General features: G+C 68.4%; 10 protein-coding genes. 3 read left to right on the top strand and 7 right to left on the bottom strand.

What is annotated here, in order from left to right:
- Window positions 1-5: 5 nt before the first annotated feature.
- From gyrA to dnaA, 7 genes are all read right to left on the bottom strand, one after another.
- Entirely contained in the window at window positions 6-2,597 is a 2,592-nt protein-coding gene (gyrA, locus tag OG788_RS23515) for a DNA gyrase subunit A (RefSeq protein WP_351536186.1), read from the bottom strand.
- 42 nt (window positions 2,598-2,639) lie between these two features.
- Window positions 2,640-4,703: a DNA topoisomerase (ATP-hydrolyzing) subunit B gene (gyrB, locus tag OG788_RS23510; protein WP_351536183.1), complete on the bottom strand. Its 2,064-nt coding sequence runs from the start codon at window positions 4,701-4,703 to the stop codon at window positions 2,640-2,642.
- Window positions 4,704-5,453: 750 nt separating this feature from the next.
- Window positions 5,454-6,029, bottom strand: coding sequence for a DUF721 domain-containing protein (locus OG788_RS23505; protein ID WP_406373250.1), 576 nt, complete (start codon window positions 6,027-6,029; stop codon window positions 5,454-5,456).
- The gene (gene recF / locus OG788_RS23500; protein ID WP_406373248.1) at window positions 6,026-7,150 is read right to left on the bottom strand and encodes a DNA replication/repair protein RecF; all 1,125 of its coding nucleotides are present in this window, start codon (window positions 7,148-7,150) and stop codon (window positions 6,026-6,028) included. Before recF ends, OG788_RS23505 begins: the two co-directional genes overlap by 4 nt.
- Before the next feature lie 130 nt (window positions 7,151-7,280).
- Window positions 7,281-8,156, bottom strand: a complete 876-nt coding sequence (gene gnd / locus OG788_RS23495) for a phosphogluconate dehydrogenase (NAD(+)-dependent, decarboxylating) (RefSeq protein WP_406373246.1) — start codon at window positions 8,154-8,156, stop codon at window positions 7,281-7,283.
- Between the two features lie 192 nt (window positions 8,157-8,348).
- Window positions 8,349-9,479, bottom strand: coding sequence for a DNA polymerase III subunit beta (dnaN, locus tag OG788_RS23490; RefSeq protein WP_406373244.1), 1,131 nt, complete (start codon window positions 9,477-9,479; stop codon window positions 8,349-8,351).
- A gap of 1,136 nt (window positions 9,480-10,615) precedes the next feature.
- Window positions 10,616-12,706 (bottom strand): chromosomal replication initiator protein DnaA, encoded by a 2,091-nt coding sequence (dnaA, locus tag OG788_RS23485; RefSeq protein ID WP_406373242.1) that lies wholly within the window; start codon window positions 12,704-12,706, stop codon window positions 10,616-10,618.
- A 399-nt stretch (window positions 12,707-13,105) separates the two neighbouring features.
- Between dnaA and rpmH the strand changes: the two genes are divergently transcribed.
- The 3 genes from rpmH to yidD are packed head-to-tail and all read left to right on the top strand — an operon-like array spanning window position 13,106 to window position 13,983.
- Window positions 13,106-13,243, top strand: coding sequence for a 50S ribosomal protein L34 (rpmH, locus tag OG788_RS23480; protein ID WP_006381191.1), 138 nt, complete (start codon window positions 13,106-13,108; stop codon window positions 13,241-13,243).
- Between the two features lie 21 nt (window positions 13,244-13,264).
- Window positions 13,265-13,636, top strand: coding sequence for a ribonuclease P protein component (rnpA, locus tag OG788_RS23475; protein ID WP_351536168.1), 372 nt, complete (start codon window positions 13,265-13,267; stop codon window positions 13,634-13,636).
- Complete coding sequence (gene yidD, locus OG788_RS23470) at window positions 13,633-13,983, top strand: membrane protein insertion efficiency factor YidD (protein WP_351536165.1); 351 nt, start codon at window positions 13,633-13,635, stop codon at window positions 13,981-13,983. Before rnpA ends, yidD begins: the two co-directional genes overlap by 4 nt.

Genomic DNA, 13,983 nt, shown 5'->3' with positions numbered 1-13,983 from the left:
TCGCGCTACTCGGCCGAGGACGGCTCGCCCTCTTCCGTACCGACGGCCTCGATGCCTTCGGCGTTCTCGTCCACGGCGTCCACGCCGTCGACTTCCTCCGCCTCACGACCGGCCTCGGCGTTACGAGCGATACCGACCACGGCATCGCGCTTGCCCAGGTTGATCAGTTGGACGCCCATGGTGTCACGGCCCGTCTCCCTGACCTCGTTGACTCGCGTACGAATCACACCACCGGACAGTGTGATGGCGAGGATCTCATCGGTCTCCTCGACCACCAGCGCGCCGACGAGAGAACCGCGGTCCTCGACGATCTTGGCGGCCTTGATACCGAGGCCGCCGCGACCCTGGACGCGGTACTCGTCGACGGCGGTCCGCTTCGCGTACCCACCGTCTGTGGCAGTGAACACGAACGTACCGGGTCGAACAACATTCATCGAGAGCAGCTCATCGCTCCCGCGGAAGCTCATGCCCTTGACGCCCGAGGTCGCACGGCCCATCGGTCGCAAAGCGTCATCCGTCGCGGTGAACCTGATCGACTGCGCCTTCTTGCTGATCAGGAGCAGATCATCCTCGGCGGATACAAGTTCGGCTCCGATCAGTTCGTCGTCGGATCCGTCCTCCGTCTCACGAAGGTTGATCGCGATGACGCCGCCCGCGCGGGGCGAATCGTAATCCTTGAGCGGCGTCTTCTTGACCAGTCCGCCCTTCGTGGCCAGCACCAGATAGGGCGCCGCCTCGTAGTCGCGGATCGCGAGGATCTCGGCGATCGCCTCGTCCGGCTGGAAGGCCAGCAGGTTGGCGACGTGCTGGCCGCGCGCGTCCCGGCCGGCGTCCGGAAGCTCGTACGCCTTGGCGCGGTACACGCGGCCCTTGTTGGTGAAGAACAGCAGCCAGTGGTGCGTCGTCGACACGAAGAAGTGGTCGACGATGTCGTCCTGCTTCAGCTTCGTGCCGCGGACGCCCTTGCCGCCCCGCTTCTGCGAGCGGTAGTCCTCCGTCTTGGTGCGCTTGATGTAGCCGCCGCGCGTGATGGTGACGACGATGTCCTCTTCGGCGATCAGGTCCTCGATGGACATGTCACCGTCGAAGGGCACCAGCTTGGAGCGGCGGTCGTCGCCGAACTTCTCGACGATCGCGGCGAGCTCCTCGCTGATGATGCCGCGCTGGCGGACCGGCGAGGCGAGGATCTCGTTGTACTCGCGGATCTTGGCCTGGAGCTCGTCGTGTTCCTGGATGATCTTCTGGCGCTCCAGGGCGGCCAGTCGGCGCAGCTGCATCTCGAGGATCGCGTTGGCCTGGATCTCGTCGATCTCCAGGAGGCCCATGAGGCCCTCTCGCGCGATCTCCACGGTGTCACTGCGCCGGATGAGCGCGATGACCTCGTCGATGGCGTCCAGGGCCTTCAGGAGGCCGCGCAGGATGTGCGCGCGCTCCTCGGCCTTGCGCAGCCGGAACTTCGTCCGGCGGACGATGACCTCGATCTGGTGCGTCACCCAGTGGCGGATGAACGCGTCCAGGGAGAGGGTGCGCGGCACACCGTCGACGAGCGCCAGCATGTTCGCGCCGAAGTTCGTCTGCAGGTCGGTGTGCTTGTAGAGGTTGTTCAGGACGACCTTGGCGACGGCGTCCCTCTTGAGCACGATCACGAGCCGCTGGCCGGTACGGGAGCTGGTCTCGTCCCGTACGTCCGCGATGCCGCCGACCTTGCCGTCCTTGACCAGGTCGGCGATCTTCTGGGCGAGGTTGTCGGGGTTGACCTGGTACGGGAGTTCGGTGACCACCAGGCACTGGCGGTTCTGGATCTCCTCGACGTCGACGACCGCGCGCATCGTGATGGAGCCACGGCCCGTGCGGTACGCCTCCTCGATGCCCTTGCGGCCCACCACCAGGGCACCGCTCGGGAAATCGGGGCCCTTGATGCGCTCGATCAGGGCGTCCAGAAGCTCCTCGTGGGAGGCCTCGGGGTTCTCCAGGTACCACTGGGCGCCGGCCGCGACCTCGCGCAGGTTGTGCGGCGGGATGTTGGTGGCCATACCGACCGCGATGCCCGCCGAGCCGTTGATCAGCAGGTTCGGGAAGCGGGCCGGCAGGACCGTCGGCTCCTGGTTGCGGCCATCGTAGTTGTCCGTGAAATCGACGGTCTCCTCGTCGATGTCGCGGACCATCTCCATGGACAGCGGCTTCAGCTTGCACTCGGTGTACCGCATGGCGGCGGCCGGGTCGTTGCCGGGAGAGCCGAAGTTGCCGTTGGAGTCCACCAGCGGCATCCGCATCGACCACGGCTGCGCGAGGCGGACCAGCGCGTCGTAGATCGAGGAGTCGCCGTGCGGGTGGTAGGTACCCATGACGTCGCCGACGACACGGGCGCACTTGTAGAAGCCCTTCTCGGGCCGGTAGCCGCCGTCGTACATGGCGTACAGGACGCGGCGGTGGACGGGCTTGAGACCGTCCCGTACGTCGGGCAGCGCGCGCGACACGATGACGGACATCGCGTAGTCGAGGTACGAGCGCTGCATCTCGGTCTCGAGCCCGACGGGCTCGATGCGCATGGCGATGTCGCCCGCTTCAGGATTGATCGGCGTGTTCTCGTCGGTCATTGCTGGTGAAGATCCTTTCTGACGCGGTCAGCTGAGACCGACTCAGATGTCGAGGAAGCGGACGTCCTTGGCATTGCGCTGGATGAACGCGCGGCGCGCCTCGACGTCCTCGCCCATGAGGACCGAGAACAGGTCGTCGGCCTGGGCGGCGTCGTCGAGCGTGACCTGGCCGAGGACGCGGTGCTCCTGGTCCATGGTCGTGATGCGCAGTTCCTCGGCGTTCATCTCACCGAGACCCTTGAAGCGCTGGATCGAGTCCTCACGGACGCGCTTGCCCGCCTGGCGGCCGAGCTCGATCAGCGCGTCGCGCTCGCGGTCCGAGTACGCGTACTCGAAGTCGTCCCGGCCCCACTTGATCTTGTACAGCGGCGGGCGGGACAGGAAGACGTGCCCGGCCTCGACCAGCGGCCGCATGAAGCGGAACAGGAAGGTCAGCAGCAGAGTGTTGATGTGCTGGCCGTCGACGTCGGCGTCCGCCATCAGAATGATCTTGTGATAGCGGAGCTTCGCGATGTCGAAGTCCTCGTGGACTCCGGTGCCGAAGGCGGAGATCAGTGCCTGGATCTCCTGGTTCTGCAGGATCTTGTCGATCCGCGCCTTCTCGACGTTGAGGATCTTTCCTCGGATCGGGAGGATCGCCTGGTACTGCGGGTTGCGGCCGGACTTGGCCGAGCCGCCGGCGGAGTCACCCTCGACGATGAAGATCTCGCACTTGGTGGGGTCGTTCGACTGGCAGTCGGAGAGCTTGCCCGGCAGGGACGCCGACTCCAGAAGACCCTTGCGGCGGGTGAGGTCACGCGCCTTGCGGGCCGCCACGCGCGCGGTGGCCGCCTGGATGGACTTGCGGATGATGTCCGCGGCCTCGACCGGGTTGCGGTCCAGCCAGTCGTTGAGGTGCTCGTAGACCGCCTTCTGGACGAAGGTCTTCGCCTCCGTGTTGCCCAGCTTGGTCTTGGTCTGGCCCTCGAACTGAGGCTCGCTCAGCTTGACCGAGATGATCGCGGTCAGACCCTCGCGGATGTCGTCACCCGTGAGGTTGTCGTCCTTCTCGCGAAGCAGCTTCTTGTCGCGCGCGTACTTGTTGATGAGCGAGGTCAGCGCCGCACGGAAGCCTTCCTCGTGCGTACCGCCCTCGTGCGTGTGGATGATGTTGGCGAAGGAGTACACGCCCTCGCTGTAGCCGCTGTTCCACTGCATCGCGACCTCGAGGGACAGGCTCTTGTCCTTGTCCTCGGCTTCGAGGTCGATGACGGTGGGGTGCACCGCTTCTCCCTTGCGGGAGTTGAGGTACTTCACGAAGTCGACGATGCCGCCTTCGTAGTGGTACGTGACGGTCTTGACTTCGTCCTTCTCGTCGGCGCCCGCCTCGTCCGCCCCGGCGACGGCCTTCGCCGAATCGCGCTCATCAGTGAGTTTGATCGTCAAACCCTTGTTGAGGAACGCCATCTCCTGGAAGCGCCGCGAGAGCGTCTCGAAGGAGTACTCCGTGGTCTCGAAGATGTCCGCGTCGGCCCAGAAGGTGACCGACGTGCCCGTCTCGTCCGTGGCCTCGTGCTGGACCAGCGGGGCGGTCGGAACGCCCATCTTGTAGTCCTGCGTGTGGCGGTGGCCGTCCGTCTTGACCTCGACGGAGACCTTGCTCGACAGGGCGTTCACGACGGAGACGCCGACGCCGTGCAGACCACCGGAGACCGCGTAGCCGCCGCCGCCGAACTTGCCGCCCGCGTGCAGGACGGTCAGCACGACCTCGAGGGCCGGCTTGCCCTCGGACGCGACGATGCCCACCGGGATGCCGCGGCCGTTGTCGACGACGCGCACGCCGCCGTCCGGGAGGATCGTGATCTCGATCGTGTCCGCGTGGCCGGCGAGCGCCTCGTCGACCGAGTTGTCCACCACCTCGTACACGAGGTGGTGGAGTCCACGCTCACCGGTCGAACCGATGTACATGCCGGGTCGCTTGCGGACCGCGTCCAGACCCTCGAGGACGGTGATGGCACTGGCGTCGTACGAGGCTGTGACCTCGCCGTTTGCGCCGACGTCGGTGGACAGGATGTTCTCGTTGGGGTTGCCGGAATCGGCCACGAAGCGCCCTTTCTGGCACAGCACAAGCCGAACTCCCGGCGGGTGGCCGGAGCGGCTGCGGCGTGTTGCGTTGGTAAGCCTTGGTCAGCGTTGCTCGGTGCGTCCCACAAGTGGGGCGGGATTAGCTTCCAGTCTACCGGTAGCGCCGACAGTGATGGGGGTTTGCCGGTACCTGAGTCCGCATGTGCCGCCCTGAACAGGTCTCGCCCGACTCCCCATATGCGGACCCGGGCCCAAAGAGGCTTACAGCGGCACTCAGCGCTTCCGGGTGTCAACCCTTGGCTACTGACGAGTCAGGTCGCTGTCCGCGGCCGTGAGCGGTTGCTCGCGGTGGCCGACCCGAGCCCGGCGCACAGAGCCCTGCCGAACGGCCGCGGCGGACTCGGTTCAGGGCGTGATCGACCTCTGACCAGGGACGATCGACAGATCACCGCATCAGCGAGCAGCGACGGCCGGGGGGCCGGAACGGCCACGGACGTCCGCGCGGCGGACCCGAGAGAACAGCGCGTCCTCCACAGACGGGGGCGTCGCGGGACTCGAAGGCGCTGCGAACAGTCGTCACCTCGCCCGTCCGTCGGCGGCGCGCACCCCGATCGTCGGCGCGGGGCGGCCCGATGCGGCAGCGGGCGACTTCCCGAACATGTTCACCATCGGCCGGATTTCGCGGCCGGGCGCGGTCACGATCACCCGGCTCGCCGGCTCGCTGGCCCGGCGATCACCGGGGTCGGTGGCCGGCACCCGGATGGGTCCGCCGCACGGCCCGACGCACGCCGGTCACCCGTAGGTGTCGCCGGGGCCCGTGCTGCCCGGAGCGCGCAGGGGCCCGAAGCGGCGTGGGGGGCCCGCGGGGCCCTGGACCTTGATCAGGCGCACCGTGCCGTGACCGAGGTCCTGGTTCAGCCGCGCGACCAGCTGAGGCGCCAGCAGGCGCAGCTGGGTCGCCCAGGCGGTCGAGTCGCACTGCACCGTCAGCACCCGCTCGGCCGGGTCGTCGTCGTAGCGCAGCGGAACGCAGTGCTTGGCCAGGTCGTCCCCGACGATCTGCGGCCAGCGGCCCATCACGCCGCCCACCGCGGCCGGAGTCTCCCAGCCGCGCTCGGTGAGCAGCCGGTTGATGGCGGCCCCGAGCGCCATGGGGTCACGGCGGTCGGCACCCGAGCCGGAGCGCAGGCCGCCGCCGCGTCGTGCCTGTTTCTTCTGCTGGGCCGCGTCCCCACGCGCGCGTGCCTGCTCCTTGGCGGCGCGGAGCGCCACGCGCGCGAGGTCGACGCCGGAGGGCTCGGGGGTCTTCTTCAGGGGTGCGGCGCCGGCGGCGCCCTCCGCACCGGGCCCCGATGTGTTCTCCGTCATACGCGCTCCACCGTGCCTTCGGACACGGCGTACCGCGTCCCGGTCAGGACGCCCGGTACGTCGTCGTCCACGGCGGCCGTGACGAGCACCTGCTCGCCGGGCGCGACGAGCTCCGCGAGGCGCTCCCGCCTGCGGCTGTCGAGTTCCGCGAAGACGTCGTCGAGGACCAGCACCGGCTCGTTGCCCTCGGCCCTGAGCAGGTCGTACGAGGCCAGGCGCAGCGCCAGCGCGTACGACCAGGACTCGCCGTGGGAGGCGTATCCCTTGGCGGGCAGCTGACCGAGTTTGAGGACCAGATCGTCCCGATGGGGTCCTACGAGGGTCACGCCGCGCTCGATCTCGGGCTTGCGGGCTTCTTCCAGGGCGGTCATCAGCTGTGCGTAGAGCTCCTCGCGCGCGTGGCCCGTGATGCCGGGCGAGGACGCCTTGTACTCCAGGGCGACGGGCCCGCCGCCGGGCGCCAGCTGCTCGTAGGCCTTGTCGGCCAGCGGCTGGATCGCGGCGACCAGTTCGAGGCGCTGGGCCAGCAGTTCGGCGCCCACGCGCGCGAGGTGCTGGTCCCACACGTCGAGCGTGGACAGGTCCATGGTGCGGCCGCCGTGCCGGCGCGCCAGGGCGGCCGACTTCAGGAGCGTGTTGCGCTGCTTGAGGACCCGGTCGTAGTCGGAGCGGACGCCCGCCATGCGCGGGGAGCGGGCGGTGATCATCTCGTCCAGGAACCGGCGCCGCTCTCCGGGGTCGCCCTTGATGAGGGCGAGATCCTCGGGCGCGAACAGGACGGTTCGTACGATGCCGAGTACGTCACGGGGCCTGACCTGCGACGACCTGTTGATGCGGGCACGGTTGGCCTTGCCGGGGTTCAGCTCCAGCTCGATGAGCTGCTGGCGCTCTCCCTGGCGGACATTGGCCCGGATGATCGCCCGGTCGGCGCCCATGCGGACGAGCGGCGCGTCGGAGGAGACGCGGTGGCTGCCGAGGGTGGCGAGATAGCCGACGGCCTCGACCAGGTTCGTCTTGCCCTGTCCGTTGGGCCCAACGAACGCGGTGACGCCCGGGTCGAGCGGGACCTCGACCCGGGCGTACGAACGGTAGTCGGCCAGCGACAGATGCGTGACGTGCATGGTCGTTCGCCGACCTCCCCCAGCGTGGTGTTCCGTTTCTCCCCGGGGTCCGGGTGGGCCCCGGTCCTCAGGTTTTTCCCCGGCTGTGGACAACCGGGTCACCCCGGGTGTGGAGAACCCGGGGCGTCGATCAGGCCTTCTCGACGGCGTGGCCGCCGAACTGGTTGCGCAGCGCCGCGATCATCTTCATCTGCGGCGAGTCGTCCTGCCGCGAGGCGAAGCGGGCGAAGAGCGACGCGGTGATCGCGGGAAGCGGCACCGCGTGGTCGATGGCGGCCTCCACGGTCCACCGGCCCTCGCCGGAGTCCTGTGCGAAGCCCTTGAGCTTCTCCAGGTGCTCGTCCTCGTCCAGCGCGTTGACGGCGAGGTCGAGCAGCCAGGAGCGGATGACCGTGCCTTCCTGCCAGGAACGGAAGACCTCCCGCACGTCCGTGACGGAGTCGGCCTTCTCGAGCAGCTCCCAGCCCTCGGCGTAGGCCTGCATCATGGCGTACTCGATGCCGTTGTGGACCATCTTCGCGAAGTGGCCCGCGCCGACCTTGCCGGCGTGCACCGCTCCGAAGTCGCCCTCGGGCTTGAGCGCGTCGAAGATCGGCTGCGCCTGGGCGACGTGCTCGGCGTGGCCGCCGTACATCAGCGCGTAGCCGTTCTCCAGGCCCCAGACACCGCCGGAGACGCCGCAGTCGACGAATCCGATGCCCTTGATGCCCAGCTCGACGGCGTGCTTCTCGTCGTCCGTCCAGCGGGAGTTGCCGCCGTCCACGACGACGTCGCCCGGCTCCAGCAGTGCGGCCAGTTCGTCGACGGTGGACTGGGTCGCGGCGCCCGCGGGGACCATGACCCACACCACGCGCGGGCCCTTGAGCTTGCCCACAAGTTCTTCGAGGCTGTGGACATCGGCGAGGTCCGGGTTGCGGTCGTATCCGATGACGGTGTGACCTGCGCGGCGGATCCGCTCGCGCATGTTGCCGCCCATCTTGCCGAGGCCGACGAGACCGAGCTCCATCAGTTGTTCCTTAGGGGTTGCGACGTGGCGTGAGGGCACTCTCGTACCTGGGTCCGAGCCTAGACCTGGGGGTACCACCCACGCCTTTCGGGCACCGGGGGAACTCACGCACATCTGTGGGCATAGCCGCTCAGACGTATGCCCTCCCACGGTGCAGCCCGCCGGGCCCTGGGGACCGGCGGGCTCCGGGGGTCAGCCCGACAGGCGCACCGGCATGATCAGGTACTTGTAGGCCTCGTCCGCCTCGGCGTCCAGGGCGGGCCTGCCGCTCAGCAGCGCGGGCTTCGTGGAGGTCGTGAAGGAGAGCTGGGCCACCGGCGAGTCGATGGCGCTCAGGCCGTCGAGCAGGAACGTCGGGTTGAAGGCGATCGAGACGTCGTCACCCTCCAGCTGGGCGTCGACCCTTTCCACAGCCTGTGCGTCGTCGCTGGAGCCGGCCTCCAGGATCAGCACGCCCTGCTCGAAGCTCAGGCGCACCGGGGTGTTCCGCTCGGCAACCAGGGCCACACGCTTGACGGCCTCCACGAAGGGGGCGGTCTCGATGACGGCGATGGAGTTGAACTCCGTCGGGAACAGCGAGCGGTACTTCGGGAGGTCGCCTTCGAGCAGACGGGTGGTCGTACGCCGCCCGGCGCCCTCGAAGCCGATCAGGCCCTCGCCCGCACCGGAGCCCGACAGCGCCAGGATCACGCTGTCGCCGCTCGTGAGGGCCTTGGCGGTGTCCAGGAGCGTCTTGGCGGGCACCAGGGCGACCGCGGACGCCTCGGGGTTCTCGGGCTTCCACAGGAACTCGCGGACCGCGAAGCGGTAGCGGTCGGTGGACGCCAGGGTGACCGTGTCGCCCTCGATCTCGATGCGCACACCGGTGAGCACCGGGAGGGTGTCGTCGCGTCCGGCCGCGATGGCCACCTGGGCCGCCGCCGAGGCGAAGACCTCACCGGGGACGGTGCCGGTCGCCGACGGCATCTGCGGCAGGGCCGGGTACTCCTCCACAGGCAGGGTGTGGAGTGTGAACCGCGAGGAGCCGCAGACCACGGTCGCCCGTACACCGTCTGTGGAAATCTCCACCGGCCGGTTGGGAAGTGCGCGGCAGATGTCCGCGAGGAGGCGGCCGGACACGAGGACCGTGCCCTCCTCGTCGATCTCCGCGTCCACGGAGACCCTCGCCGAGACCTCGTAGTCGAAGCTGGAGAGGCTCAGGGCGCCCGCCTCGGCCTTCAGGAGCAAGCCGGCGAGTACAGGCGCCGGCGGACGGGCCGGGAGGCTGCGTGCCGCCCAGGCCACTGCCTCCGCGAGTACGTCGCGTTCCACCCGGATCTTCACCGTTGCCGCCTCCGTCTGTTGCCGGCGCTGTCGCCCTGCTGGCCTTCGTCGTCTGTCTCGGTGTCGCTAGGTCCTGTGAGGGGAAGGACACCGGGGACCAGTCTGACGCACCGCGCTGACAGTCGGTGCCCCTCGGGGTCAAGTCGTGCCGAGCGGCACCTGAGCCTCCGAGAGCGAGTTGTGCACAGCCCCGTCTTCGAAACGTTTCCCAGACTCTCTCTAGTTGGTCTTAGTAGTAGGGCCTGTGGAAACCGTGGATAACCCCGTTTTCGCAGCTCAGAGCCGCTTTTTTGTCCACCGAGCCTGTGGGCGGAGACGGTGGACAACCGGGGTTATCTGTGGACGGCGAAAAGTTCTGCACACTCGATGCACAGGCTGAGGCCACTTCTCCCCAGCGCCGTCCCCAGCTTTGCCCCCGTTCCCCACAGCCCAACCTGGCACCTTGGTGTGACGCCTTTCACTCGACGCGGTGAGATGGCGCGTTGCGTTGCCGAACAGTGGACAGAGGTGTGGAGAAGCTCTGGATCACTGGGGACAACCGGCTCCGGCCTGTGGGTCACCGGTGGACAACTTCGTGCACACCCTGTGGATCTTTCCTTCGTCCACAGTCTGTGGAGAAGCTTCGTCCACGAATCCACAGGCGGTTGACCTGGTCTGATGGTCTTTCAACAGTGCTGCCTGTGGACACGATCTGGACAACTTCCCAGTCCCCAGGATGTGGACGCCAGAAAGTCACCACATCTGTGGAGAGTGGCCGTAACCAAGCCCGGATTCGAACAGCAGGTGTCGGGCCGGTAGCGGTGAAAACGGCGTGGGAGCCCTCGGAACGCGTGCCTGAACCCCCCGGGGAGCGCCCCTGAACCCCTCCGAGGGGGTCTTCGGACCTCTTGGAACGCGCGGCTGAGCCGTTCTGAGCGAAAGCCCGGACTTCTCGGAGGGCCCGGCCGAGCCGGCTCCGGGTGCCGTGAGTGCCGTCCTGGGCCCGTCGGTGCACCTGCGGCACCTCTCGCCGGGCGTGTGCGGGGGCGGAAACGCCGAAGGGCGCCCCGGGACCATGTCCGGGGCGCCCTCAGGCACGTACGGCAGTCTGTATCTCTGGCCGAGCTCGCCGGCCGCGCTGTCGGCGCCGGCCTCCGTCAGCCGTTCTTGATGCGGTTCGTGAGCTCGGTGACCTGGTTGTAGATGGAGCGGCGCTCGGCCATCAGCGCGCGGATCTTGCGGTCGGCGTGCATCACGGTCGTATGGTCGCGGCCGCCGAACTGCGCGCCGATCTTCGGCAGTGAGAGATCGGTGAGCTCACGGCACAGGTACATGGCGATCTGTCGCGCCGTCACCAGGACGCGGCTGCGCGAGGACCCGCACAGGTCGTCCACCGTGAGCCCGAAGTAGTCGGCGGTGGCCGCCATGATCGCGGTCGCGGTGATCTCGGGTGCCGAGTCCTCGCCGCCGGGGATCAGGTCCTTGAGGACGATCTCCGTCAGACCGAGGTCCACCGGCTGCCGGTTGAGCGACGCGAACGCCGTCACCCGGATCAGCGCGCCCTCCAGCTCGCGGATGTTGCGCGAGATCCGGGACGCGATGAACTCCAGCACCTCCGGAGGGGCGTTGAGCTGCTCCTGCACCGCCTTCTTACGAAGGATGGCGATACGGGTCTCCAGCTCGGGCGGCTGGACGTCTGTGATCAGACCCCACTCGAAGCGGTTGCGCAGCCGGTCCTCCAGGGTGACCAGCTGTTTGGGCGGCCGGTCGCTGGAGAGCACGATCTGCTTGTTCGCGTTGTGCAGCGTGTTGAAGGTGTGGAAGAACTCCTCCTGCGTCGACTCCTTGTCCGCGAGGAACTGGATGTCGTCGACGAGCAGGATGTCCATCTCCCGGTACCGCTTGCGGAAGCTGTCGCCCTTGCCGTCGCGGATGGAGTTGATGAACTCGTTGGTGAACTCCTCCGAGCTCACGTACCGCACCCGTGTGCCCGGGTAGAGGCTGCGCGCGTAGTGCCCGATCGCGTGCAGAAGGTGCGTCTTGCCGAGTCCCGACTCCCCATAGATGAAGAGGGGGTTGTACGCCTTCGCCGGAGCCTCGGCGACGGCCACGGCGGCGGCGTGCGCGAAGCGGTTCGAGGCACCGATCACGAACGTGTCGAAGAGGTACTTCGGGTTCAGTCGCGCGGTGGGCTCGCCCGGACCCGACGCCGGCGCGGGCTGCGCGGCCTTCGGCCCGGGGGCGCCGCCCGCGGACGGGCCGCCCCGGCGCACCTGACCGCTGCCGGACGGGTCCTGAAGATCGCGGCGGTCGGGACGCTGGTCGTAGTCCCCGCGCGACTGGTCGTAGTCCTGGCGTTGCTGCTCGTAGGGCGAGCGGTCCATCGGCTGCGGGCGGTAGTCCTGCGTCGGCGAGGCGTAGGGGTCCCGCTCCGGGAAGCCGAGACGCTGCTGCTGCCAGCCGTAGTCGTCCTGGGAGTGGCGCGGCCAGGCCCCGGGCTCCGGGCGCTGGTAGTCCGGGTACGCGGGACGGGCGGTGGGCAGCTGGTCGCCCGGGGCCCCGGGAAGGGGTTCGGAGCGGCCGCCGCGGTGGTCGTCGGCGCGGTGGCGGCCGTACCCCTCGTATCCCTCGCGCCGCTGGGAGTCGTACGGGCCGCGGTCGTCGCGCCCCTGCGGCTCGTACGCGCCGCGGTCGTCGCGTCCCTGCCCGCCTCCGTCGTAGCCGCCGCGGCCGTCACGGCCTTGGCCGTCGTACGCGTTCCGGTCGTCCCGTCCCTGCCCGTCGTACGCGTTCCGGTCGTCGCGGCTCTGTCCGCCCTCGTACGTACCGCGGTCCTCGCGGCCCTGCCCGCTGCCGTCGTAGGCCTTGCGGTCGTCGGGGCCCTGGTTCTCGTAGGAGTCACGGCCCTGGCCCGCTCCGTTGGAGGGCTCGGGCTCCTCGTAGCGGGGCGGTGCGGGGGCGGAGGGCTCGCCGGCGGAGTCGTCGACGGTGATGGCGATACGGATGGGGCGCCCGCACTCGCGGCTCAGCGTCTCGCTGACGATCGGCGCGAGCCGGCCCTCCAGTACGTTCTTCGCGAATTCGTTCGGGACAGCGAGCAGAGCGGTGTCCGCGACCAGCGCCAGGGGCTGGCAGCGCTTGATCCAGTGCTCGTCCTTCGCCTCGACACCCTGCCCGCGGCCCTCGCCGAGAAGTTGTTCCAGTACGCGTGGCCACACTGCGGCAAGATCGGCAGGTACGTCAGCCACAGGGCACGCTCTCTCACGGGTCCCACGAACGTGTGGTTCTGGGAACAGGGTCGGTAAGTCACTCGGGTGGGGCGGGGGGAACAAAACCGCTGGGGCGGTGGGAAGGGAACGAATCGGGGTCCAGCCACGGTAGTCAGGGCGACGGGTGCGGTTCAAGTTGTTGTCCCCAGCCTGTGGATAGTGTCTCCTGGCAGGGACTGGTTTGACCGGATGGCGTAGCCGCGCGTACCGTAACCAGGTCGAGTTGTCGATGGCTGCTGCCGCCTGCCTCCGATGGGCACAGATCGCGAAGAGTGATCGGGAAGCGGTGCACTCGGGCGTAATGCGAGTTTCCTCGTGGGCGCACGGTGACAGCCAGGACGGCACCCCGCCACCACCGATTCTTTCTGGAGCCCCCGAGTGAGCAAGCGCACCTTCCAGCCGAACAACCGTCGTCGCGCCAAGACCCACGGCTTCCGCCTGCGGATGCGCACCCGTGCCGGCCGCGCGATTCTCGCGAACCGCCGTGGCAAGGGTCGCGCCAGCCTGTCCGCCTGATTACTTACAGGTCATGATCTCGTGCTGCCTACCGAGCATCGGCTGAGGCGGCGCGAAGACTTCGCGACCGCGGTACGCCGAGGACGCCGGGCCGGACGCCCGCTTCTCGTCGTCCATCTACGTAGCGGTGCACCGGACCCGCACGCGCCTGGGGAGAGCGCTCCCTCGACGCGTGCGGGTTTCGTCGTGAGCAAAGCCGTGGGCGGAGCGGTCATACGCAACAAGGTGAAGCGCAGGCTTCGTCATCTGATGCGGGACCGAGTCGCTCTGTTGCCCCCCGGTAGCCTGGTAGTCGTACGAGCGCTGCCCGGTGCGGGCGACGCCGACCATGAACAGCTGGCCCGAGACCTGGATGCCGCCCTGCAGCGGCTGCTGGGAGGGGGCGCGCGATGAAGTACCCACTGCTTGCTCTCATCAAGCTGTACCAGTGGACGATCAGCCCGTTGCTCGGGCCGGTCTGCAAGTACTACCCGTCGTGCTCCCGTTACGGCTACACAGCCATCGACCGGCACGGTGCGATCAAGGGAACGGCACTTACCGCCTGGCGCATCCTCCGGTGCAATCCGTGGTCGCTGGGCGGTGTGGACCATGTTCCGCAACGCAAGCGTCCGCGGTGGCACGAATTGCTGCGTAACGCCTGGCGTGCACGCAAGGGCGGGACCTCCGCCGAACCGGCCATCGGGGACACCACTGCCCCGAGCCCGGCCGCTGAGACCCCGTCCCATGCTCAAGGAGCTTGA

The organism is Streptomyces sp. NBC_00647 (assembly GCF_045207245.1).
Classification (GTDB): Bacteria; Actinomycetota; Actinomycetes; order Streptomycetales; family Streptomycetaceae; genus Streptomyces.
Note: the sequence above shows the minus strand (reverse complement) of the source record. Positions and strands in the feature narration are given on the sequence as shown.

Bases quoted from the DNA above. Each gene is read 5' to 3' on its own strand.
- OG788_RS23505 (WP_406373250.1), bottom strand. From the start codon at position 6,029: ATGACGGAGAACACATCGGGGCCCGGTGCGGAGGGCGCCGCCGGCGCC.
- yidD (WP_351536165.1), top strand. From the start codon at position 13,633: ATGAAGTACCCACTGCTTGCTCTCATCAAGCTGTACCAGTGGACGATC.
- gnd (WP_406373246.1), bottom strand. From the start codon at position 8,156: ATGGAGCTCGGTCTCGTCGGCCTCGGCAAGATGGGCGGCAACATGCGC.
- recF (WP_406373248.1), bottom strand. From the start codon at position 7,150: ATGCACGTCACGCATCTGTCGCTGGCCGACTACCGTTCGTACGCCCGG.
- gyrA (WP_351536186.1), bottom strand. From the start codon at position 2,597: ATGACCGACGAGAACACGCCGATCAATCCTGAAGCGGGCGACATCGCC.